This window comes from Paraburkholderia sp. J10-1 (assembly GCF_905220165.1).
Lineage (GTDB): Bacteria > Pseudomonadota > Gammaproteobacteria > Burkholderiales > Burkholderiaceae > Paraburkholderia.
The window spans coordinates 479,698-501,130 of record NZ_CAJMYW010000004.1 but is presented as its reverse complement, the minus strand read 5'-3'; the positions used below and the strand labels follow the sequence as shown (position 1 = coordinate 501,130).

Below are 21,433 nucleotides of genomic sequence, written 5' to 3'. Positions count from 1 at the left end.
TGCTCCTCGAGAGGCATGTTTGATTGCCGCCGCAAAAGGCGGCTCACTGGTGGCCTTCCGGCGCCGTGCGCTTGCTCGTCTGCTCGCATTTGCACAGGCCTGCGGCCGCTTCTTGTGTTCGCCCTTCTAGTGGTACTGGCAAAGCCAACTGCACACTATCGATCGACTGCATCTGTTGCTGAACTGCAACGGCTATCCGTCTATTTGGGCTGCTCGCTACGCGCGGCGGTTCGCGCACTCACCCGCGGTCAGTGCGCACCTATCGTCTGACATAAGCGCGCGCATGCATTGCGGGTGACACGCGATACAACGAATTCAAACGCACCGACGCCCTTGAAACCGCGGTTCTTCAAGGCCCTGGCGGCCAATCCGGACCGCGAACACGCCGCCTGCATGCGGCTCGCGCGCGAGGGCCTCCTCGTCCATTTCCTCGCGCGCGCTCGTGACATAAAGCGTGTCCAGAAGCGCACCGCCGAGCGTAACGCAGCTTGGCTGCGCTGTGGGAATCTTTACTCGCTCGGTTTCCACGCCATCGGCGCCGTAACGCACCACGCGCTCGCCGCCCCACTGCGCGTTCCAGAGGCCGCCTTCGGCGTCGACGGTCGAGCCGTCCGGCACACCGGTGTCATCGGTGAGCGTGACAAACGTGCGCGGGTTTGCAATCGTTCCATCGGCGCCGTAGTCGCACGCGCGAATCTCGCGCGAGAGCGTGTCGCAGTAGTACATCGTCGCGCCGTCCGGGCTGAACGCGATGCTGTTCGAGATCGCCGGAGCGGGCAGCGGCAGGCGTTCGAGCGTGAGGTCGCGATTGAGCCGGTAAAAGCCGCCAATGGCTTGCCTCGGCGTGCCCTCGTACTTCGTGCCGAACACGAAGCGGCCCTGGCGGTCGCAGCGCCCGTCGTTCAGGCGCGTGGGCACGCCGGGCTCCACTTCAACAATGGTCTCGATCGCGCCCGTCTCCAGGTCGAAGAACGCGAGGCGGGACTCAAGACCCAGCAACAGCGTGCGTTCGTCCTCGCAAAGCGCGAAACACGCCAGGCGTTCCGGCATCGCCCAGGTCAGGTGCTTGCCGTCGCGCGGGTCGTAACGCGCGAGATGCCTGCCGGTGATGTCGACCCAGTAGAGCCGGCCGCGGCGTGCGCACCAGGTCGCGCCCTCGCCCAGCTCGCACTTCGCGTGCACGAGCAGTTCGGCCACCGCTTCGCTCGAAGCGCCATCGCTTGCGCTCATGCCCAGCCTCCGTCCACGATGATGTCCTGCGACGTGATCATGCGGCTGTCGTCGGCGGCGAGAAAGAGCGCCATGCGCGCGAGGTCTTCGGGCAGCAGTTCGGCGTCTATGCACTGGCCGCGCTTGATGTCCTCACGCCCCTCGTCGGTGAGCCAGAGGCGGCGTTGCTTCTCCGTCATCACCCAGCCCGGCACGAGCGAATTCACGCGGATGCCATAGCGTCCGAGATCCTTCGCGAGCCCGCGTGTGAGCCCCTGCACCGCCGACTTGCTCAGCGTGTACACGGGCATGCCCCACTGCTTGAGCATCCAGCTGATCGAGCCCAGGTTGATGATCGAGCCCGCACGTGCGGCTTTCATGTCTTCCGCCACGGCCTGTGCGGCAAACAGCTGGTGCCGCACGTTCACAGCGACACACTCGTCGAAGGATTCCGGCGTGACTTCGGCCAGCGTATGGCGGCGGTCGTTGGCGGCATTGTTCACCAGCACCTGAATCGGCCCGAGCGCCGCTTTCACGTCAGCAATGGCGGCGCGCAGCGCGCCGATATCGGTGAGGTCGCAGGCCGCGAAAAGCGGCTTGTGGCGCGAGTCATCAAGTTCGTCGGCAAGCGCCTGGCCTGCGCTCGCGTCGATATCGAAGAACGCGACGCGCGCGCCCTGCGCCGCGAAGTGTTCGACGAACGACGCACCGATGCCGGTCGCGCCGCCCGTGATCAGCACCACGCGGTCGGCCAGGCTCGGATAGCGCGCGTAGTGTTCATGCGCGTGGCGCGCGAGCGCGTTAGCGGGAGACGACATCGTGTTGGGCTCCTGTTGAATGGCTCAGTCCGGGGTTTAATCGCCGGATTTAGTCTCGTGTACCACGGTTCTTCAACTGATCGAGCAGCACTGCCGCGAGCAGGATCGCGCCGCGCACGAGGTACTGGTAGAACGCGTCGATGTTGAGCAGATTCATGACGTTTTCGACGGTGCCCATAATCAGCACGCCGATCACCACACCCGAGATCGTTGCGCGGCCGCCCAGCAGCGAGACGCCGCCCAGCACGCACGCCGAGATCACGTTCAGCTCGAAGCCTTCGGCCGCGTTCGGCTGGCCCGACGTGATACGCGAGGCGAGAATCACGCCCGCGAGCGCGGTGACTGCGCCCTGAATCAGGAAGATCCACACGCGCGTGCGCTCGACCTTGATGCCGGCGAGGCGCGACGCCTCCGGATTGCCGCCGATGGCGAGCGTATTGCGCCCGTACACGGTTTGATTGAGCATCACGCCGAACACGATGAAGCAGACGAGCGTCACCCAGATCGGCAGTTGCACGCCGAAGAGCGAGGCCGTGCCCATGGCGATGAACGTATCCGACGACACGCCCACGGCCTGGCCGTGCGAGGCGATGAAGCCGAGGCCGCGCACGATTTCCATCGTGGCGAGCGTGGTGATCAACGCGTTGATGCGCAGATACGCGATCACCGCGCCGTTCACGAAGCCAATCGCGGCGCCCGCCGCCACCGCCGCAACGATGGCGATGAACGTGTTGTTCGTGGCGTTGAGCACCATCGCGCAAAGCACGCCCGCGAACGCGACCGTCGAACCCACGGAAAGGTCGAAGTCGCGCGAGGCGAGACAGAACATCATCGTGCAGGCCACCATGCCGATCTGCGAGACCGACAGCGCAAGGCCGAGCATGTTCTCGATCGAGAAGAAGTGATCGACAGTCAGCGACATCACGATGAACATGACCGCGAAAATCACGATCAGGCTGTACTCGGTGATCTGCTGCCACCATTTCTGCTTGTCGGTGGGACTCGGAATCAACGCGTCGGCGACGCTCTTGGCGGTTTCAGCCGCCAGATTTTCTCTTGCTTGCATTTCAGTTTCCTCCCCGTCCACTCATGCAGCCTTGGCCTGCACGCGCTTGGGCAGCGCGAGGTCAAGCACCGCGTGTTCGCTCGCCGCGCTGCGCGGCAACTCGCCCGAAATACGGCCTTCGCGCATCACCACGATGCGATCCGACACGCCGAGCACTTCCGGCAATTCCGACGACACCATCACGATCGCGCAGCCGCGCGCGGCAAGCTGGTAGATCACGTTGTAGATTTCATGCTTCGCACCGACGTCGATACCGCGCGTCGGTTCGTCCAGAATCACGACTTTCAGGTCCGGTTCGGCGAGCCAGCGCGAAAGAATCGCTTTCTGCTGGTTGCCGCCCGAGAGAAAGCGGATTTTCTGGCGGCGGCTCGGCGTCTTGATCTTCAGCAGCTTGATGAAGCGATCCGCCGTTTCCGCTTCCTTCTTGCGGTCGAGGAACATGCCCGCGCGCAGGAAATGCCGGCGGCAGCTGATGTTGATGTTCTCCGATACCGTTGCCATCGCAACGATGCCCTGCTCCTTGCGGTCTTCCGGGCACAGCACGATGCCATGGCGAATCGCGTCGCTCGCGCTTTTCACGCGAATGGTCTTGCCATCGAGTTCGATTTCGCCCGCGCGCCGCTTGTGCGTGCCGTAGATGAGCTGCATCAGTTCGCTGCGCCCCGCACCGACGAGCCCGAAGAACCCGACGATCTCGCCCGCCTTCACCTCGAAGCTGGCCGCTTCGTTCAGCGGATGGCCTTCAATGCCGCGCACGGCGAAGCGCACATTGCCATGCTCGCGCGGCGTGTAGTTGTAGATGTCGCTGATCTCGCGGCCCACCATTTCGTGGACGAGCGTTTCGCGCCTCACCTCCTCGAGCTTTTCATGCGAGGCGACTTTGCGGCCGTCGCGGAAGATCGTGCACGCATTGCACAGCTCGTAGATCTCGTCCATGCGGTGCGAGATGTAGATAAGCGCGCGATTGTCGGCGCGCAGTTCGCGCACGAGCTTGAACAGCACCTCAGTCTCGCGGTGCGAGAGCGAGCTGGTGGGCTCGTCGAGCGCGATCACGCGCGCATTGCGCAAGAGCGCCTTGCAGATTTCCACCATCTGGCGTTGCGCGATGGAAAGCTTGCGCAGCTTGGCAGCCGGATCGAGATCCACGCCCATGGCGGCGAGGCGCTCACGCACGAACTTGCGCGCCTCGCCGCGCTTCACCCAGCCAAGCGCATTGGGCAACGCGCCGAGCAGCAGGTTTTCCGCCACGGTGAGGTCGGGCACGTACTGCAGCTCCTGGTGAATCACCGCGATGCCCGCGCCGATCGAAGCCGCCGCATCGGAAAAGTGCACCTCGTTGCCATCCATCAGGATGCGGCCGGAATCGGGCTGATACTCGCCGCCGAGGATCTTCAGGAGCGTGGACTTGCCCGCCCCGTTCTCGCCCATGAGGCCATGCACTTCGCCTGCGTTCACCTCGAACGACACGCCGTCGAGCGCGCGCACGCCTGGGAACACCTTGCCGATATTGTCAAAACGCAGTGTCGCTGACACTTCGGTTTCCTCTCATTCGATGCGTTGCGGGGCATGCGCCCCGCAACGGGAAACACCTCAAACCACGTCTCTCAAACTTACTTCGAAGCGAGACCCATCTGCTGACGCACGCTTTCCACGTTGTCGCGCGTGGCCAGCATGCCGCTCGTCAGCGTGAGCAGCGGCGGCTCCTTGCCTTGCGTGATCCACGTGTACATCAGGTCCGAGGTTTCCTCGCCATGGCGCTTCGGGCTGATGATGACGGTGCCGTAGAAGCCCGTCGGCTGCGGCTTCTTGAACTCGTTCAACGCCGAGTCCGAACCGCCGATGCCGATGCCGATCATGTTGTCGGCCTTGAAGCCGCGGCCTTCCGCTGCGCGCACGGCGCCGAGCACGCCTTCGTCGTTCAGCGCGTAAGCGACCCAGTGCTTGTACTGCGGGTTCTTCGTGAGCGCGATGTTGGCGGCGTTGAAGGCGTTTTCCGTGTCGGTCTTCGCTTGCGGCGCCATCACGATGTTCGCCTTCGGGAAGCCTGCGGCCACGAGTGCATCGGTCGCGCCCGTCGTGCGGTCATGCGCCGTCGGCAGCTGCTCGTAAGTCACGTCGATCGCGCCGACGTCCTTCATGTCCCAGCCGCGCTTCTTGATTTCAGCGGCAATGCCATCACCCACTTGCTTGCCGATGTTGTACGCCGAGATGCCCATGTGCGGCACCGACTCGATCGGCTTGCCCGCGCCGTCCACGAGACGGTCGTCCACCGTCATCATCTTGAGGTTGTCGGCCTTGGCCTTGGCAACGATGCCCGGTCCGAGCTTCACGTCAGGCGTGCAGATGATGAAGCCCTGCGCCTTTTGCGCGGCCAGGTTGTCGATCGCGCTCATCACCTTCTCGCCCGAGGGCGCGCCGATCTTCACCAGCGTGAAGCCCTTTTCCTTCGCGGCCATTTCCGCGAACTTCCATTCGTCCTGGAACCACGGCTCTTCGGGCTGCTTCACGAGAAAGCCGATCTTCACCTGGTCGGCGGCCTGTGCAATGGGCGCTTGCGCGAGCGTCACGCTTGCGGTGACCGCGGCGGCTATCAGCGTCAGAAAGATGCGTCGTTGCATGTTGTCAGTCTCCTTGTCTTCTTCAGTCACGGGAAGGGTATCGGCCGCCTCTTCTTTTACCCACCGAAAACGCGCGGCCAGCGTTTCGGCGGATTGCTGCGTGTTCGTTATTCCTTCGTGCTGCGAATTACTTGTTCACATCTTTCATTCGTGATGCAGTGCCGTGCGGCCGCCATCGATCGTGATGCAGCTCGCGTTGATGAACGGCGCTTCGTCCGAAGCGAGAAACACCGCCGTCATCGCGACTTCCTCCGGGCGGCCAATGCGCTTCATCGGCGGCAGCTCCAGCGTGGCCTTGCGCGCGGCTTGCGGGTCGGGCTGCGCGTTCCACCAGTCGTGCGTGAGCTGCGTTTCGATGTAGCCCGGCGCGATCGCGTTCACGCGCACGTTCTTCGGCGCGTACTCGATACCGAGCGCACGCGTGAGCCCGATCACGCCGTGCTTCGCCACTGGGTACGGGAAGCAGCCCGGAATGATCTGGAACGCGTGCGTCGAGGCGATATTGATGATGCTGCCCGCGCGCCGCTCGACCATGCCCGGCAACACCGCGCGGCAGCCGTTCCACACGCCGTCCAGATCGACGGCGAAGCAGCGGCGCCAGTCGTCGTCGGTCATCGTGAGCGGGTCGGCGAACACGTTGATGCCGGCGTTGTTCACGAGCACGTCGATCGGGCCGAACGCGCGTTGCGCTTCTTCCACGGCGGCGCGCACCGAAGCGCTCTGCGTCACGTCGGTTTGGACCGCGAGCGTTCGCGCGCCTTCGCAGGCGTTTGCAATCTCGCGCGCTGTGGCTGCGGCCGTCGCGCCATCGAGTTCCGCGAGCACGACGGCGGCGCCCTCGGCCGCGAACGCCCGCGCGATCGCCGCACCGATGCCGCGTCCGGCGCCCGTCACGAGTGCGACCTTGCCCGCGAGGCGATTCACTTTTGCGCTCCGTGCGCGCTCAGTTGCGTCACCCGCCAGCCTTCGATGAAAGCCAGCGCGTTCGCGCGCGTAGCCGCCGGGTCCTGGCCCGGCTTGTAGAGCGCCGAACCCAGGCCGAAACCGCTCGCGCCTGCCGCCAGCTGCGGACCCATGTTGTCGGGCTTCACGCCACCCACGGGCAGCAGCGGCACCACCGGCGGAATCACGGCGCGCCACGCCTTCGTCACGGCCGGCCCGAGTTGCTCGGCGGGGAACATCTTGAGCGCGTCGGCGCCGTGCTTGAGCGCCGCGAACGCTTCGGTCGGCGTGGCGACGCCGGGCACGCACGCGAGGCCCTGGAGCTTCGCGGCGAGAATCACATCGGTATCGGCGTGCGGCATCACGATCAGCTCGCCGCCCGCTTCGCGCACGTCGCGCACGCGCTCGGTCGTGAGCACGGTGCCCGCGCCGATCATCGCGTCCTCGGGCAGCGCCTCGCGCAATGCCGCGATGCTGTCGAGCGGCTGCGGCGAATTGAGCGGCACCTCGATGATCCGGAAGCCCGCTTCGTAAAGCGCGCGGCCATGCTCGGCGGCTTCGGCGGGCTTGATGCCGCGCACGATCGCGACCATGCCGCACGCGCCGAACGCAGCGACGAAGCCGGCGTGTGGCGTGTACGGGGCGGGCAGATTCAGTTCGGGTTCCATGTCGGCTTCCTGTTGCTTGGCTTCGTGTCTGGTTCGATTCCGCAGGCTCGATTCGTCGGTGCGCGTTTAGCGCGGCGCGACGAGTCCGGCCTGCACCGCAATGCGCCAGAGTCCGTGTTCGGTCGCATGACGCACGAGATGCGCGCCGCTGCATCCGAATGCGGCAAGCGCCATGCGGTAGCGCTCGCACAACGACTCGGCGCCGATGAGCTGCGGCGCGCAGCCGGCCAGCGCCACATCGCGCCGCGCCAGCGCCGCTTCGAGGCCTGCCAGTTCGTGCCCGATCACGAGCCCCGAGAGATAGTCGGGCTGCTCGTCGGCGGCGAGCTGGGCCGTGAGGCCGAGCGTGCGCGTGCTGAACGCCGTGGCAAGCAGGCCCACGCAGCCCTGCTCGCGCGCCACGCTCACGCCGCGCAGGAACGCGGCCGTATCGGGCTCGACGGGATGCTTCATCGTGCGACCCAGGATCGTATGCGCGCATAGCGCCGCGTAGACCTCGCCCGTCATGAAGGTGTAGAAGCGCGCAATGCGCTCGCCCTCCACGACCACCCATTTCGCGTGCGTGCCGGGCAGGCCGACGAGCGACGGTTGCGCCGCATTCTCGTCGCTTGATCCGCTCAACGCGCCGAAAATCTGCGTTTCCTCGCCGCGCATCACGTTGGGCAGCGCCCCCGGCTCCAGGACGCCCGGCACCACGGCGACTTCGGCGCCGCACGCAGCGCGCACGCGCACAATGCCGGCCACCAACGCCTGGGCGCTCGCCGGCGTCTCGACATAAGGCGCCTGCACCCAGCCCTGGGCGCTGCCGACCATGCCCGCCGCCAGCACCGGCAGCGCGGGCGCTTGCGCGAGCCACACGCCGCACGCTTCGTCGAAGGCGGCGTCGAAGCCGCCTTCTTCGGCTGGCACAGGCAGATTCATGATCCCCGCCGTCGAAACGCGCGTGGCGATCACCTTGCCTGCCGCATCGAACAAATACGCACGCAGCGAGGTCGTGCCCCAGTCGAGCGCGATGAGCGCGGCTTCGCGGGCGAGCGCGTCGTCGCTAGCTTCGGTCGCCGCGCCGCTTGCAGGCTTCTCACGCGCTTTCATCGGCGAATCCTGCGCGTGGTGGGCTGCGGCGCGCGCCAGCCCAGTTCCTGCGAAATCGCGCGCGCTTCGCGCTGCACGACCGCAATCAGTTCGTCCATTCGCTCGAGCGGCATATAGGGAATCGTGCTCGCCACCGAAAGCGCCGCCACGATCGCGCCAGACGCGTCGCGCACCGGCGCCGCGACACAGCGGATCGAAATTTCGTTCTCCTCCAGATCGAACGTGTACCCGCCCGCCGAGTAAGTGGCCATGCGCTTGAGGAAGGTTTCCGGTTCGAGACTGTGATCGGGGCGGAAGCTCACGCCCGCGAGCGTGCGGCGCGACGCGTCGAACAGATCGCGCCACGTTTGCGGCGTGAGGTCGAGCATCATCGCCTTGCCGATGCCCGTGGACGCGAGCGGCATGCGGTGCCCCACGCGCGAGCGCATCTCGAGCCCACGCTGGCCAGGAATCTTGTCGATGTACAGCACGTCGTCGCCGTCTCGCACGCCGAGGTGGATCGTGTCGAGCGTTTCGTCGGCGAGCGCCTGCAGATGCGGGCGGGCAACGGCCGTGAGCGGCATCTGCTCGAGCGCGATGGTGCCGAGTTCGATGAGCTTCGGCCCGAGCAGATAGCCGCCCTGCACCTGGCGCAGGTAGCGCGCTTGCACGAGGCTCGAAACCAGGCGGTGCGTGGTGCTGCGCGTCGTGCCGAGCACTGCGCCGAACGAGCGCAGGTCGCGCACGCCGGCCGCGGCGGCTTCGAGAATGGCGAGGCCGCGCAGGAGCGTCTGGGTGCCGGCCTGCTGCATCGAGCCGTCGAGCAGCGTGCTCGCGACGCCGATTTCATCGGCGGCGGGGCGGGCTTTTGGCTGCGCTGCGGATTGCACTGCGGCGGCGCTGGGCGCGGCGTTTTGCACGGGCGCGGCCTCTTCGGGGAGGTTCGCGGCGAGTGTGGAAGACATCGCTTTGTTCATGGCGAGGGCGATGAAGGCTGACGGTCGAAAAGGCGCGCGCCGTCAGGCGGCGCGCGAACCCTGCTTCGGGAGACGGCGCGGCGCATGGGCGGCCGGGGCACATCGGGCATGTAGCGGCGGGCGGCGCGTGGCCGCGCAAAGCGCTGGCTGAAGCATGGCGGACGTCTCCTTTGCTGTCCGGTTCGCTGCGCGCCTTGCGCGTGCGCCGGATTTATCTGGGTCTGCCGACGGTGTTTGCCGCGCACGAGGTCATCGCGGCATGTCGGATGGCTGGATTGTAGGCAGGTTTTTTCGAGTTATCCAATATGTGATTGGGTCGCTCATATATTGGGAAATTAACAAAACGACGGCCCTCAGCCGAACGGCTAACGCGGGACGGAAACCGCGGGATCGTTGACGCAAGCGAGGGCGCGCCCGTGCAAGCCTGCAGAGACTTGAGCGAAGTCATACCCGGTGCATACCGGGCCGCTCAATGCACTGGAATCTATATAAAATTTTGTATAATCCTGCTCATGCCAAGCCATTGGAGTTTTGCGGCAGCGCGCTCGCGGATCTGCGGAAGTTTCCGGAACAGGTACGTCAGGAAGCCGGGCGGCAATTGCGGCGCGTGCAACGCGGCCTCGACCCAAACGACTGGAAGCCCGTGAATCCGGTAGGCCGCGGTGCGCGTGAAATACGCATTCGCGATTCGAACGGCGCGTTTCGCGTGATTTACGTCGCGCACATCCGCGATGCCATTCATGTGCTGCATTGTTTTCAGAAGAAGTCCGAGAAAACGGCCTTCGTCGATCTTTCGCTTGCCGCGCGCCGCTATCGCGACGCCTTAAACAAGGAGTCCAAACCATGAGCCGCCAGAGTCACGGGAACCACGAACGCCAACGCTTCGACAGCGTCTGGGACGCGCTCGAAAACACGCCCGAAGCCGCGCAGAACATGACGCTGCGCAGCGACCTCATGATCACCCTCGAAGAGCACATCAAGCGCAACAAGCTGACCCAAACGCAGGCCGCCGCGCTCTTCGGGGTGACGCAGCCGCGCGTGTCCGACCTCATGCGCGGCAAGATCGATCTGTTCTCGCTCGATTCGCTCATCAACATGGCCGTAGCCGCGGGCATGAAGGTCGAAATGCGCATCACCGTGCCCTCCCCGCGCGACGGCGACACGCAAGAAAAAACGGCTGCCGGATAACTCCGGCAGCCGCTTCCTGTCACGCTGCGCGCAATGCGCTGCGCCCTTACTTCCCGGCCGGTGCCTTGTAAGCCACGCAGTCCACTTCGACCTTGCAGTCCACCACCATGCTCGACTGCACGCAAGCGCGTGCCGGCGGATGCTCGCCGAAGTACTCGCGGAACACCTTGTTGAACGACGTGAAGTCGCGCGCGTCGTCGAGCCACACACCGCAGCGCACGACGTGCTCCGCGCCGTAGCCCGCTTCCTTGAGGATGGCGAAAAGATTCTGGATGGCCTTGTGCGACTGCTCGACGATACCGCCGTTGATCACCTCGCCGCCTTCCATCGGCGTCTGGCCCGAGACATACAGCCAGCCGTCGGCTTCCACGGCGCGCGCGAACGGCAGATGTTGTCCGCCCTGGCCCTTGCCGCCTTCCGCTCCAATTCGTTTCATCGTTTGCTCCTTTGAGATCGTGCGGCGCGCGCGGCTTTTTGGGCCACGCGCGCCGAGGGTCGAAATTCGATAGATCAAGCTTGCTTAAAAGGCGTTCTCCTCTGCCTGTTCATCGCGCTTGCCACGCGCGACGAAGTGGCCCGCGCGCTCGCCCGTGGGCTGGCCATCGCGGTACGAGAGCACGCCGTTGACCCACACCGCGTCGATGCCTTCCGCCACCTGCTGCGGCTGCTCGAAGGTCGCCGCGTCGCGCACGCGGGCGGGGTCGAACAGCACGAGGTCGGCGTGCCAGCCCACATGCACCTCGCCGCGTTGCGAAAGGCCGAAGCGCCGCGCAGAAAGACCCGTCATTTTGCGCACCGCTTCTTCGAGCGGCAGCAAGGCCGCGTCGCGCGCGTAGTGACCGAGCACGCGCGGAAACGCACCCCACAGGCGCGGGTGCGGCAACGGGTCGTTCGGCAAGCCGTCCGAGCCGACCATCGTGGCCGGATGAGAAAGAATGCGGCGCACGTCGTCTTCGGACATGTTGTGGTACACCGCGCCCGCCGGCTGCAGGCGCTTGCCCGCTTCCTGCTGCGACACGCCCCACTCGGCCGCAATGTCCTTGATCAGCTTGCCGGCCTGCTCGGGGTGCGGCGTGGACCACGTGATCGTGATGTCGATGTCGCCTGTCACCTGCTTGAGGTCCAGCGTGGAAGAACTGCGGCTATACGGATAACAGTCGCACCCCACCGGCTGATACTTGCGCGCGCTTTCGAGCGACGCGAGCACCTCCGTGCTGCGCCCCCAGTTGGAAGGGCCCGCGCACTTCAGATGCGAGATCACAACCGGTACGCGCGCATGCTTGCCGATGTGGTACGCCTCGTTCATCGCCTCGAGAATCGCGTCGAACTCGGTGCGCATGTGCGTCGTGTAGACCGCGCCGGCGAACGCGAGCGGCTCCGCCAGCGAGGCAACCTCTTCGGTCGACGCCTCGAACGCGGAACCATACGCGAGGCCCGTGGAAAGGCCGAGCGCGCCGTGCGTGAGCGCGTCTTCGAGCTGCGCGCGCATGGCCGCGATCTCGTCGCCGGTGGCGGCGCGCTGCAGATCGTTCATGTGATTGTTGCGCAGCGCCGTATGGCCGATCAGCGCGCCCACGTTCACGGCGGGCCGCGCCGCGTTCACCGCATCGACGTAAGCGGAGAACGTCGGATAGGCGAACGCATCGCGCTCGCCGAGCAGGTTCATCGGATCGGGCGGATCACCCTTGAGCGTGACCGGCGACGCGCTGATGCCGCAGTTGCCCACCACCACCGTCGTCACGCCCTGGCTGATCTTGGGCAGCATTTGCGGCGAGCGGATCACATGCGTGTCGTCGTGCGTATGGACGTCGATGAAACCCGGCGCGAGCGCGCGCCCATTGGCCTCGATCACCTCTTCCGCGAGCCAGTTGGACAGGTTGCCGATCGCGACGATGCGTCCGTCGCGCAGCGCCACGTCGCGCTCGACGGGCGGTGCGCCGGTGCCGTCGTAAAGCATGGCGCCGACGATCAACGTGTCGGCGGCTTCGGGGTGCGAATGCATACGCGTCTCCTCAGGATGGCTCTCAGTTCGACGCTCAGTCACCGAGCGGCTGGCGTTCGCCGCCGCCGCGATGCGCGTCCAGCGTGTGTTTCATACGGCGCAGCAGCTCGCGGCTGGCCTCCGGTTGCGCAAGCGCCAGTTCGGTCACGAGCACGTCGAGTGCCATCATCATCGCGTAACGTGACGACGACGGCTTGTAGATGAAATCGGTCTCGCTCGCGACGATCGGCACGAGCCAGTCAGCGAGCGCGGCGAGCGGCGAAGCCGGGGCGGTGAGCGCGACGAGCTTCGCGCCGTAGTCGCGCGCGATCCGGCACGCATCGACGAGTTCGGGCACGCGCCCTGTTACGGAAAGCGCGACGACCACGTCTTCGGACGAAAGCGTGCTCGCCACCATGCGCTGCAGCAAGCTGTCCTGGTACGACGCCACAGGACGGCCCAGGCGCACGAGGCGAAAGCGCATTTCGTCGGCGAGCGCGCTCGAGCCGCCGCCCATGCCGAACACGTAGATCATGCGGGCGCGCGCCAGCGCAGCGGCGGCCTGCGCAAACGGCGCCTGGCGCAGCAGTTCGTGATTGCGCGCAAGCGCCGTGTGAATTTCGTCGTAAACACGGGTGGCGAGCGGTTCGGCTTCGACATCGGCGGCGCGCGGCTTGTCCGCGCCTGCGGAGTCGCCAGCGTGGCCGCCGCGCAGGAAGCGGTCGCCCACGGCGGCCGCCTGCGCGAGCCGCAGCTTGAGTTCGCGCACGTCGTGGCAGCCCACCGCCTTCGCAAAGCGCGTGACCGAGGCAATGCTCACGCCCGCGCGCTGCGCCAGTTCGCCGATGCTCGCGCGCGCGGCGCTGGCAAGATCGTCGAGGATCAGCGCGGCCACGTCGCGCTCGGCCGGACGCAGTTCGGGCACGCATTGCGCAATACGCGCGACGATGTCGAAGCGAGCCGGATCGGCAGCGGTGTTCATTGCAGGGAGTCTGTTAATAAATAACAATTCACGAAGCGATGTTACTTTGTGTACTATCTCCGAGTCAACGCCGGTCCATGAGACGCCGGTGTAGATAAGACGCATGGAGCATATGGAGCGAAGGCAAATGAAAGTTACAAACTATCAGAGTGCAGCAATCGACCCGAACAGCAAGGGCCTTGGCAACGTACCGGGCGCAAGCGTGCCGCTCGGGGACGCGGGGCGCCTCGAATGGAATCTACTCGAAGAGGACGTGAGCCTGCCGGCAGCTGTGCTCTATGCCGACCGCGTCGAGCACAACCTCAAGTGGATGCAGGACTTTGTCACGCGTTATGGCGTGAAGCTCGCCCCGCACGGCAAAACGACGATGGCGCCGCAGCTCTTTCGCCGTCAGATCGACACGGGTGCGTGGGGCATCACGCTTGCCACGGCGCACCAGACGCGCGCCGCCTACCGCGGCGGTATCTCTCGCGTCCTGATGGCGAACCAGCTCGTAGGCCGCCACAACATGGCGATCATCGCCGAGCTGCTGAGCGACGCGAGCTTCGAATTCTTTTGCCTCGTCGATTCGGTCGAGGGCGTGGAGCACCTGGGCGAGTTCTTCCGCGCAGCGGGCCGCACACTGCAGGTGCTGCTCGAACTGGGCGTGCCGCGCGGCCGCACGGGCGTGCGCGACACCGACACGCGCAACGCGGTGCTCGCCGCCATCGCGCGCTATCCCGACTCGCTCAAGCTGGCAGGCGTGGAAATCTACGAGGGCATCCTCAAGGAAGAAAGCGAAGTGCGCACCTTCCTGCGCGACGCGCTAAACGTCACCCAGGAACTGGCCGCCGCCGGCCGCTTCGCGCGCGCGCCCGCGCTGCTCTCGGGCGCGGGCTCGGCCTGGTACGACATCGTCGCGGAAGAATTTGCGCCGGCCACGCAAGCCGGCACGATCGACGTGGTGCTGCGTCCGGGCTGCTACGTCACGCACGATGTGGGCGTCTACAAGCAGGCTCAATCGCAAATCCTCACGCGCAACCCCGTGGCGCGCGAGATGGGCGTGGCGCTCCTGCCCGCGTTGCAGCTTTGGGCCTACGTGCAGTCGATTCCGGAGCCGGGCCGCGCCATCATCGGCTTCGGCAAGCGCGACGCCGCGTTCGACGCCGGCTTTCCGGAACCGTCGCGTCACTATCGCCCGGCGAGTGGCGGCGCACCGCGCGAAGTGGCGACAAGCGAAGGCTGGGAAGTGTTCCAGATGATGGATCAGCACGCCTACCTGAAGATTCCGGCGGGCGCGGACCTGAAGGTCGGCGACATGATTGCGTTCGACATCTCGCACCCCTGCCTCACGTTCGACAAGTGGCGCCAGGTGCTGATGGTCGATGCGAAATATCGCGTGACGGAAGTGATCGAAACGTTCTTCTGAGTGCGCCATGCCTCGTTGAAAACTGGGAGGCCGGCTCAGCGCGCGTCGGAGCCGGCCTCACGAGCCTGCGCGAGCGCGGCCGCCGCCGTGGCCGCCTCGCCGATGCGCGCCTCCATCATCCCCAGCGCGCCCGACAGCGCCGCGAGCGCATCGTCGGGCAGCGACATCGTTACGTTCAGGAACGCGTTGCGGCGCGGCAGGCCCTCTTCGATCACGGCACGGCCCGCGTCGGTCAGCGTGACGTTGGTGATGCGGTTGTCGCGCTCGTCGGCGCGGCGCGCGATCCAGCCGAGCGACTCCAGCGCCTTCAACTGCCGCGTGAGCGCGCCCGGGTCCACGCGCAGCCGCTCGACGAGCCGCTTTTGCGACGACACGCCGTCCTGATCGTAAAGCGCGAGCAAAATGCGCCAGCGCGGCAGGGGATGCCCGACCTGCGCCTCGAACGCCGACATGAACGCGCGGTAGGTCCGTCCAAACTGCTGCACGATGGCGATGCGATCCTGAATTTCCATGCTTTGTTTTCCTGCCGGCTTTCTTGCCGGCTTCTGCCGGTACCCGCTGCTGGCCCAGTGCGGGCCGGCTGCGGGCCGAGGCAATTCAATCCGCGTGAATGACGGGCTCCACCTTGCGCTGCAGTTTGACCGGCGGCACGCGCCGGGTTTGCCAGATCGACACCACTGCGATCACCGCCGCCAAGGCAATGCCCAGGTGAATCGCGCCCACGAGCGCTTCGCGCGCGGCTTCGAGCAGCGGCGCGCCATTATGCCCGGCGTGCGTGAGATCGGCGATCAGCGTTGCCTGCGCGTCGCGGTTGATGAGGATCTGCGGGTCGGCGAGCTGCGGCAGCCAGTGCGTGGCGTGATCGGCATCCAGCGCGCGCTGCACACCGCGCGAATAGAGCTGGGTGACCATCGTGCCGGTGAGCGCCGTGCCGATCATGCCGCCGATCATCCGCAGCGACTGCAGCAGCGCCGTGGCGATGCCCAGATGCTCGCGCCCGGCGGTCTGCTGCGCGAACACGGTGAGGTTCGGCATGACGAAGCCAAGGCCGACGCCCGCCATGATCATGAATGCCATGAGCAGGACGCGCGGCGTGCCGCGCGTGGCGAGCGCCACCGCGAAGCAAGCCGCCGCAATCATCGTGAAGCCGATGTAGAGCATCAGGTTCGGATTGCGGATACGCGAGACAACGCGCCCGTTCGCGATACTGCCGATCGTGATGAACACCACGAGCGGCGTGATGACGACGCCCGCTTCCTTCGGCGTCATGCCAAAGCCGCCCTGGAACAGGAGCGGGGCATAGAACAGCAGCGAAAACATCGTGAAGCCGCCCAGCACGGCCAGCGTAAAGAGCGCATTCAGGCTCGCGTTGCGGAACATGTCGACGGGCAGAATGGCCTGCGGGCAACGGCGCTCCCATTGCCAGAGCGCCCAGCCGGCCGCCAGCGCGAGGGCGAGCAGGCCGATGGCCGAAGCGCTGAGACCGTGCCCCGGCAGACGCTCCACGAAAAGCTGCAGGCTGCCGAGTGCGATCGCGATGAGAAGCGCACCCGGCCAGTCGAGGCGCATTCGCGCCTCGTGCGCGACATGACGCAGATGCGGCAGATACTTCCACACGAAAAACAGCGAAAGCAGGCCCACGGGCAGATTCACGTAGAACACGGAACGCCAGCCGTAGTACTGCGTGAGAAAGCCGCCGAGCGACGGCCCGACCGCGTTGGCGATACCGAACGCAGAGCTCATGAGCACCTGCCAGCGCAGGCGTACGACGGAATCGGGAAAGAGATCGGGAATGCAGGCGAACGCGGTGCCGACCAGCATGCCGCCGCCGATGCCTTGCAACCCGCGCGCGATCACGAGGAACAGCATGCTGTTGGCGGCGCCGCACAGCACCGAAGCGGCGGTGAAGACGACAATCGACGCGATCACGAACGGCTTGCGCCCGTAATAGTCGCCGAGGCGCCCAAAAATGGGGACGGTGATAACCGAAGTGAGCAGATAAGACGTGGCGACCCACGCGTAAAGCTCGAAGCCGCGCAGTTCGGAGACGATGGTCGGCAGCGCGGTGCCCACAACGGTCTGGTCGAGCGCGACGAGCATCGTCACGAACGAGACGCCGAGCATCGCGAGCAGCGACTCCCGGAACGGCAGAACCTGCCCGCTCGAATGGTGGGCAGCAGTATGAACGGCCATTTTTTGATCCAGCAACGGTTGACGCGTCAAAGATTGTTCATCATAGCATGGCGCGATCCACTACACTGGGGCGTCGAACGGTGGCGATGCCCCGCCGTCGTCGCTGAAAATCCGGGAGCGCAATGGAACCCATCACCGAACCCACGAGCGAACCCACCGCTGCCGAAGCGGCCCGCGCGGGTGCTGCCGCGGCCTTCACCGCGTTCGATCTCGACGCGCTGCGGCGCGCCAAACATCAGCTCGAAACGCCGCCGCTCGGCATGAAGCTCGCGGCCATCGTGGGTGCGCCGGTGGAAAAGTTGCTGGCGCGGCTGCCCGGCGTCGCGAACGACAAGGTGGCCGACGCGACGCAAGCCGCGCTGCGCAAGTGTCTGCAACTCGCACTGAAAACGCTCGGCAAACAAAGCGCCCTCTCCACCGCCGAACCTCGCACGAGCACAAAGCGGAGCAACCTGCTGCACAAGTTCGCCGTAGCGACCACGGGCGCGGCGGGCGGCGCATTCGGCCTTTTCGCGCTGCCGGTCGAGTTGCCCGTCACGACCACGCTGATGTTTCGGTCGATTTGCGACATCGCGCGCAGCGAAGGCGAAGATCTGGCCAGCACCGAGACGCAGCTGCAGTGCCTGACCGTGTTCGGCATGGGCGGCCGCTCGCCTGCCGACGACGAAGCCGACTTCGGCTATTTCATCGTGCGCGGCGCGCTTGCGAAGGCGGTATCGGCGGCATCGTCGGAAATGGCCACGAAGGGCTTTGCCGCGCACGGCTCGACCGCGCTCCTCAAGCTCATGCAGACCGTGGCCGCGCGTTTCTCCGTGCAGGTGAGCGAGCAGGTTGCGGCGAAATCGATACCGGCCATCGGCGCGGTGCTCGGCGCCATGGTCAATACCGTGTTCATCGACCATTTCCAGCAGGTGGCGCATGGTCACTTCACCGTGCGCCGGCTCGAGCGCCGCTACGGCGAAGCCACCGTGCACGCGGCCTATGACGCGATCGACGTCTCGCTCGATTGAGGCGGCTGCGGCTTCTCGTCGCCTCGCGCCGGCGCACCGGTCACGCGGCGCACGAAGCTCGCGGCGACGTCGAGCGTGCGGCGCGCCTCAGGCATGAACGGCGCATAGATCGGCCAGATATGCGGCATGCCGCTGGCAATCTCGCACTCCACCGGCACGCCGGCGGCGCGCGCGCGTTCGACGACGCGGCGCGTGTCGTCGAGCAGCGTTTCGGAGCTTCCCACGAAGAGGCTTAGCGGCGGCAAGCCGCGAAAGTCCGCATAGAGCGGCGATGCGTAGGGATCGGTCGCACTTGCCGAGCCGAGGTAGAACGGCGCAATGCGCGCGAATACCTCACCGCTGAACATGGGATCGCGCCCGTCGTTCTCGCGTATCGAAGCGCCCGTGGCCGCGAGATCGGTCCAGGGGGAAAAGAGCACAGCGCCAGCGGGGAGCGGATCGCCCGCGTCGCGCAAGGCAACGAGTGCGGCTAGCGCAAGCCCGCCGCCCGCCGAATCGCCGCTAATCACAATCGAACCCGGCCGCGTTCCGTTTGCCAGCAAATGGCGATACGCGGCCAATGCGTCCTCGAGCGCTGCCGGAAACGGGTGCTCGGGCGCGAGACGATAGTCGAGCGAGAAAACGTCGGCGTCAGCGCGCTTGCCGAGACCAAACGAAATCGCGCGCTGCGAGCGCGGCGAGCAGAAGTAGTACCCACCGCCATGCAGATAAAGGAGTGTGCGCTGCGCGGGCGAGCGCTCGCGGATGAGCCACTCGCCGCGCAACGGAACATCGGAGGCGTCGTACTGTTCGCGCAAGCGCCAGCCGTTCGGCACGCCTGGCGTCCAGATGCGTCTCGCCGTCAGCATGCGCACACGTGCGACGTTGATCGACTTGCGTGTTTGCGGCAGAAAGCTGCGGCGCAAGAACCTGCAGATCAGCCTGCTTTGCCAGCTCATCGGTTCAGCCCTCCGCGGCATTCAAACTGGGCTCAACCTGCACTCGGTGGCGGTTAATGTCGACGGGCAATTGACATAGTCCCGCAATCAGACTTCGATTGCGGGAACCAGCGGCGCGCGCAATGCGGTGAGTGAGGCGAACGATCGCGCGCCGATCAATTGGCGGGCAGCACCTGGCCGCGAATCTCGCCTGACGGGTTCTGCGCGGTATGAACGTTGAAATACCACTGGCCACCCATTAGCTGGGTCACCTGCTGCTCGTTGAGCGTGGCGGAGCCCTTGATCGGGCTTGCCGTTTCGCCCTTCGGAATCGGGACCTGCACCCCGGCGTTCTGTCCAACCGGCGCGGGACCGTGGAAGTGCGCAGCCGTCGCCGGGCCGGAGAGGCCTTCGTAGGTGACCGTCCAGTTCAGCGATTTCGTGGACGTGTCGAACGTGGCGTTGAGCATGCCGTGGCCCTGGCTCACACGCGGCGGCACTTCGCTGGACGGTTCGAGATCGGCTTTCAGCGCGACGGTGTCGGCGTACGCGGCACTGGAAGCGAGGACACACAGAGCGAGAGCGAACTGCAGCGGACGAAGCAAATTCATGGAATTTCTCCTGTTTTTGTGGCGCGCTGCACCAGAAGGCGCAAACCGCGCTCCCACATGCTAGAGCAAATCCGATGTGCGCGTCCGCTGCGCCGATGTTGGCCCCACGTAAGCCGCGTGCAATAAAAAAAGGCGCCGCAAGCGGCGCCTTTCAACCCAAGTACTACCTTCTTGCCATCCGGCGCTACGCGCTCCCTTCTGCGATGCTTGCAACAACCCCAACCGGGAACGCGACGCCTCCGAATGCTTAGAAGCGGTGACGGATACCCGTCGTGATGATCCCCTGGTTCTTCGACGACGAGAAGTTGTCGTTGCCCTGGAAGCCCACTTGCGTGATACCCACTGCGTTCTGGCCAGCACCCCACATGCCGACGCCTTCGAGGTACACGTCGGTGCGCTTCGAGAGCGAGTAGTCGGCTTGCAGAGCGAACTGGTGCCAGTGCGCCGAGTTGCTGCCGTTCGCGTCGAGCACCGAGCCGTTCGCGTTCGTGTACGTGTACATCGCGCCGATGCCGAGAGCCGGCGTCAGGTTGTAGCGTGCGTTGGCTTCGATGTTGTTGAAGCGCAGCGAATTGCCCAGCGTGTCGTTGACGCGCGACTGCGTGAACACGACGCCGCCGACCATCGGACCGTAGGTGTAGCTTGCGCCTGCACCCCAGTTGCGCTGGCGCTCATTCCCGCCGAGCGCGCTCAGTGCGCCGAGCGTGTTCGCCATCGGCGAACCCTGGACCGCCCCGCCACCGTTGGCATTCACGCCATTGATCTGCGTGTAGGCCGCGCCAAGACGCAGGCCTTGGTATGCATAGCTCATACCGGCGCTGTATGCGCGGTTGACCGCGAAGCCGCCAGCCTGGTTCGAGAACGCGTAGAGGCCGCCGAACTGGAAGCCCGAGAAGTTCGGGCTGGCGTACTTGATCGAGTTGTTGAGCGAGAACGTGCCGTTCAGGTCATCGTTGTCGATGAGGTGCGCCGTGTAGTTGCCGCCCCAGGTGCCCACAGCGGTGAGCGGGCTCACGTAGTCGATCATCGAGTCGAACTGGCGACCGAACGTGACCGTGCCGTACTGGTCTTGCGTCAGACCGACGTACGCCTGACGATTGAACAGGCCGCCGTTCTGCTGGCCGTTCGCAATGTTGAAGCCGCTTTCGAGGGTGAAGATCGTCTTCAGGCCACCACCAAGATCCTCAACGCCGCGCAGGCCCCAGCGGCTCGCCGAGAGGTTACCGCTCGTCAGGGCGAAATTCCGGTTGCCATCGACATTGGTCGTGTAGGTAATGCCGGCATCGACAATACCGTAGAGCGTGACGCTGCTTTGCGCGTACGACGCCGATGCAAAAGTCGCAGCGACTGCCGCCGCGATAGCCAGTTTCTTTTTCATATGCTTCCTTCGATGCAAGGCCTTTCGGCAAAAATGGATGCCGTCGCCGACCTCACGCCGGCATAGCGATTCCGTATTGCGGTTCATGCAGCACCGCGTTGATTTGCATGGCGAAGTTTATGGGCGTCGCATTTCGACGGACCACCCGATATCTCGGCAAAAGCCTTTTCGAATTAATTGAATCCTGCTGCGGTAAACCCTCAAACGCTTGTGACTCAATGCTCACGACTTATCTTGTTTTTCTCTCTCGCGGCCATTTCATTCGGTATCCCGATAAAGCGTTGCAGTCCGACAACACTGGCAATTCGGGATAAAGCGTCGATTCGGACGAATCCCATTCCGCTCGCCCAACGCGCATCGGTACTATCGCTCTCGGCGAACACCCACGCGCGCCCT

General features: G+C 65.4%; 21 protein-coding genes. 4 read left to right on the top strand and 17 right to left on the bottom strand.

Annotated elements, in window-relative coordinates:
• Positions 1-315 precede the first annotated feature (315 nt).
• The 9 genes from U5A65_RS17420 to U5A65_RS17380 form a co-directional block, all read right to left on the bottom strand.
• Positions 316-1,230 (bottom strand): SMP-30/gluconolactonase/LRE family protein, encoded by a 915-nt coding sequence (locus tag U5A65_RS17420; protein WP_321946869.1) that lies wholly within the window; start codon positions 1,228-1,230, stop codon positions 316-318.
• A complete protein-coding gene (locus tag U5A65_RS17415; protein ID WP_321946868.1) occupies positions 1,227-2,027 on the bottom strand; it encodes an SDR family oxidoreductase in 801 nt (266 codons plus the stop codon). The genes U5A65_RS17420 and U5A65_RS17415 overlap by 4 nt, the downstream gene beginning before the upstream one ends.
• Positions 2,028-2,076: 49 nt before the next feature.
• The gene (gene araH / locus U5A65_RS17410; protein ID WP_321907770.1) at positions 2,077-3,093 is read right to left on the bottom strand and encodes an L-arabinose ABC transporter permease AraH; all 1,017 of its coding nucleotides are present in this window, start codon (positions 3,091-3,093) and stop codon (positions 2,077-2,079) included.
• A 21-nt stretch (positions 3,094-3,114) separates the two neighbouring features.
• On the bottom strand, positions 3,115-4,626 hold the full coding sequence (gene araG, locus U5A65_RS17405) for an L-arabinose ABC transporter ATP-binding protein AraG (RefSeq protein ID WP_321907768.1): 1,512 nt from the start codon (positions 4,624-4,626) through the stop codon (positions 3,115-3,117).
• A gap of 77 nt (positions 4,627-4,703) precedes the next feature.
• Complete coding sequence (locus U5A65_RS17400) at positions 4,704-5,711, bottom strand: arabinose ABC transporter substrate-binding protein (protein WP_321934304.1); 1,008 nt, start codon at positions 5,709-5,711, stop codon at positions 4,704-4,706.
• 144 nt (positions 5,712-5,855) lie between these two features.
• Complete coding sequence (locus U5A65_RS17395; protein ID WP_321946867.1) at positions 5,856-6,635, bottom strand: SDR family oxidoreductase; 780 nt, start codon at positions 6,633-6,635, stop codon at positions 5,856-5,858.
• Positions 6,632-7,321: a 2-dehydro-3-deoxy-6-phosphogalactonate aldolase gene (locus U5A65_RS17390; RefSeq protein WP_321907762.1), complete on the bottom strand. Its 690-nt coding sequence runs from the start codon at positions 7,319-7,321 to the stop codon at positions 6,632-6,634. The genes U5A65_RS17395 and U5A65_RS17390 overlap by 4 nt, the downstream gene beginning before the upstream one ends.
• A gap of 66 nt (positions 7,322-7,387) precedes the next feature.
• Complete coding sequence (locus U5A65_RS17385) at positions 7,388-8,413, bottom strand: 2-dehydro-3-deoxygalactonokinase (RefSeq protein ID WP_321907760.1); 1,026 nt, start codon at positions 8,411-8,413, stop codon at positions 7,388-7,390.
• The gene (locus U5A65_RS17380; RefSeq protein ID WP_415765053.1) at positions 8,410-9,369 is read right to left on the bottom strand and encodes an IclR family transcriptional regulator; all 960 of its coding nucleotides are present in this window, start codon (positions 9,367-9,369) and stop codon (positions 8,410-8,412) included. Before U5A65_RS17380 ends, U5A65_RS17385 begins: the two co-directional genes overlap by 4 nt.
• Positions 9,370-9,841: 472 nt before the next feature.
• On the opposite strand from U5A65_RS17380, the gene U5A65_RS17375 reads away from it, so the two are divergent.
• Together U5A65_RS17375 and U5A65_RS17370 are read left to right on the top strand one after the other, a co-directional pair.
• Positions 9,842-10,216 carry a type II toxin-antitoxin system RelE/ParE family toxin gene (locus U5A65_RS17375; RefSeq protein ID WP_321934308.1) on the top strand — a complete coding sequence of 125 codons (375 nt, stop codon included), beginning with the start codon at positions 9,842-9,844 and terminating at the stop codon, positions 10,214-10,216.
• Positions 10,213-10,557, top strand: coding sequence for a helix-turn-helix domain-containing protein (locus U5A65_RS17370; RefSeq protein ID WP_321946866.1), 345 nt, complete (start codon positions 10,213-10,215; stop codon positions 10,555-10,557). The genes U5A65_RS17375 and U5A65_RS17370 overlap by 4 nt, the downstream gene beginning before the upstream one ends.
• A gap of 46 nt (positions 10,558-10,603) precedes the next feature.
• Here the strand turns inward: U5A65_RS17370 and U5A65_RS17365 are convergent, their stop codons facing one another.
• The 3 genes from U5A65_RS17365 to U5A65_RS17355 all read right to left on the bottom strand — a co-directional run bounded on the left by U5A65_RS17365 (position 10,604) and on the right by U5A65_RS17355 (position 13,520).
• Complete coding sequence (locus tag U5A65_RS17365; protein WP_028201897.1) at positions 10,604-10,993, bottom strand: RidA family protein; 390 nt, start codon at positions 10,991-10,993, stop codon at positions 10,604-10,606.
• A gap of 84 nt (positions 10,994-11,077) precedes the next feature.
• Positions 11,078-12,559 carry a D-aminoacylase gene (locus U5A65_RS17360; RefSeq protein WP_321946865.1) on the bottom strand — a complete coding sequence of 494 codons (1,482 nt, stop codon included), beginning with the start codon at positions 12,557-12,559 and terminating at the stop codon, positions 11,078-11,080.
• 34 nt (positions 12,560-12,593) lie between these two features.
• Complete coding sequence (locus tag U5A65_RS17355) at positions 12,594-13,520, bottom strand: MurR/RpiR family transcriptional regulator (protein ID WP_321946864.1); 927 nt, start codon at positions 13,518-13,520, stop codon at positions 12,594-12,596.
• A 127-nt stretch (positions 13,521-13,647) separates the two neighbouring features.
• Between U5A65_RS17355 and U5A65_RS17350 the strand changes: the two genes are divergently transcribed.
• Positions 13,648-14,928 carry an amino acid deaminase gene (locus U5A65_RS17350; RefSeq protein WP_321946863.1) on the top strand — a complete coding sequence of 427 codons (1,281 nt, stop codon included), beginning with the start codon at positions 13,648-13,650 and terminating at the stop codon, positions 14,926-14,928.
• Positions 14,929-14,963: 35 nt separating this feature from the next.
• Here U5A65_RS17350 and U5A65_RS17345 read toward each other — a convergent pair whose 3' ends face one another.
• Both U5A65_RS17345 and U5A65_RS17340 read right to left on the bottom strand, forming a co-directional pair.
• Positions 14,964-15,440: a MarR family transcriptional regulator gene (locus tag U5A65_RS17345; RefSeq protein WP_321907746.1), complete on the bottom strand. Its 477-nt coding sequence runs from the start codon at positions 15,438-15,440 to the stop codon at positions 14,964-14,966.
• An 85-nt stretch (positions 15,441-15,525) separates the two neighbouring features.
• Positions 15,526-17,121: an MDR family MFS transporter gene (locus U5A65_RS17340; protein ID WP_321946862.1), complete on the bottom strand. Its 1,596-nt coding sequence runs from the start codon at positions 17,119-17,121 to the stop codon at positions 15,526-15,528.
• A gap of 122 nt (positions 17,122-17,243) precedes the next feature.
• On the opposite strand from U5A65_RS17340, the gene U5A65_RS17335 reads away from it, so the two are divergent.
• On the top strand, positions 17,244-18,131 hold the full coding sequence (locus tag U5A65_RS17335) for an EcsC family protein (RefSeq protein ID WP_321946861.1): 888 nt from the start codon (positions 17,244-17,246) through the stop codon (positions 18,129-18,131).
• On the opposite strand, the gene U5A65_RS17330 is transcribed toward U5A65_RS17335, so the two are convergent.
• From U5A65_RS17330 to U5A65_RS17320, 3 genes are all read right to left on the bottom strand, one after another.
• On the bottom strand, positions 18,101-19,069 hold the full coding sequence (locus U5A65_RS17330) for an alpha/beta hydrolase (RefSeq protein WP_321934314.1): 969 nt from the start codon (positions 19,067-19,069) through the stop codon (positions 18,101-18,103). The two genes, U5A65_RS17335 and U5A65_RS17330, sit on opposite strands and share 31 nt — an antisense overlap.
• A gap of 155 nt (positions 19,070-19,224) precedes the next feature.
• Positions 19,225-19,659, bottom strand: a complete 435-nt coding sequence (locus U5A65_RS17325) for a CHRD domain-containing protein (protein ID WP_321907741.1) — start codon at positions 19,657-19,659, stop codon at positions 19,225-19,227.
• A gap of 247 nt (positions 19,660-19,906) precedes the next feature.
• Positions 19,907-21,037 (bottom strand): porin, encoded by a 1,131-nt coding sequence (locus tag U5A65_RS17320; protein WP_321934316.1) that lies wholly within the window; start codon positions 21,035-21,037, stop codon positions 19,907-19,909.
• Between the last annotated feature and the right edge of the window lie 396 nt (positions 21,038-21,433).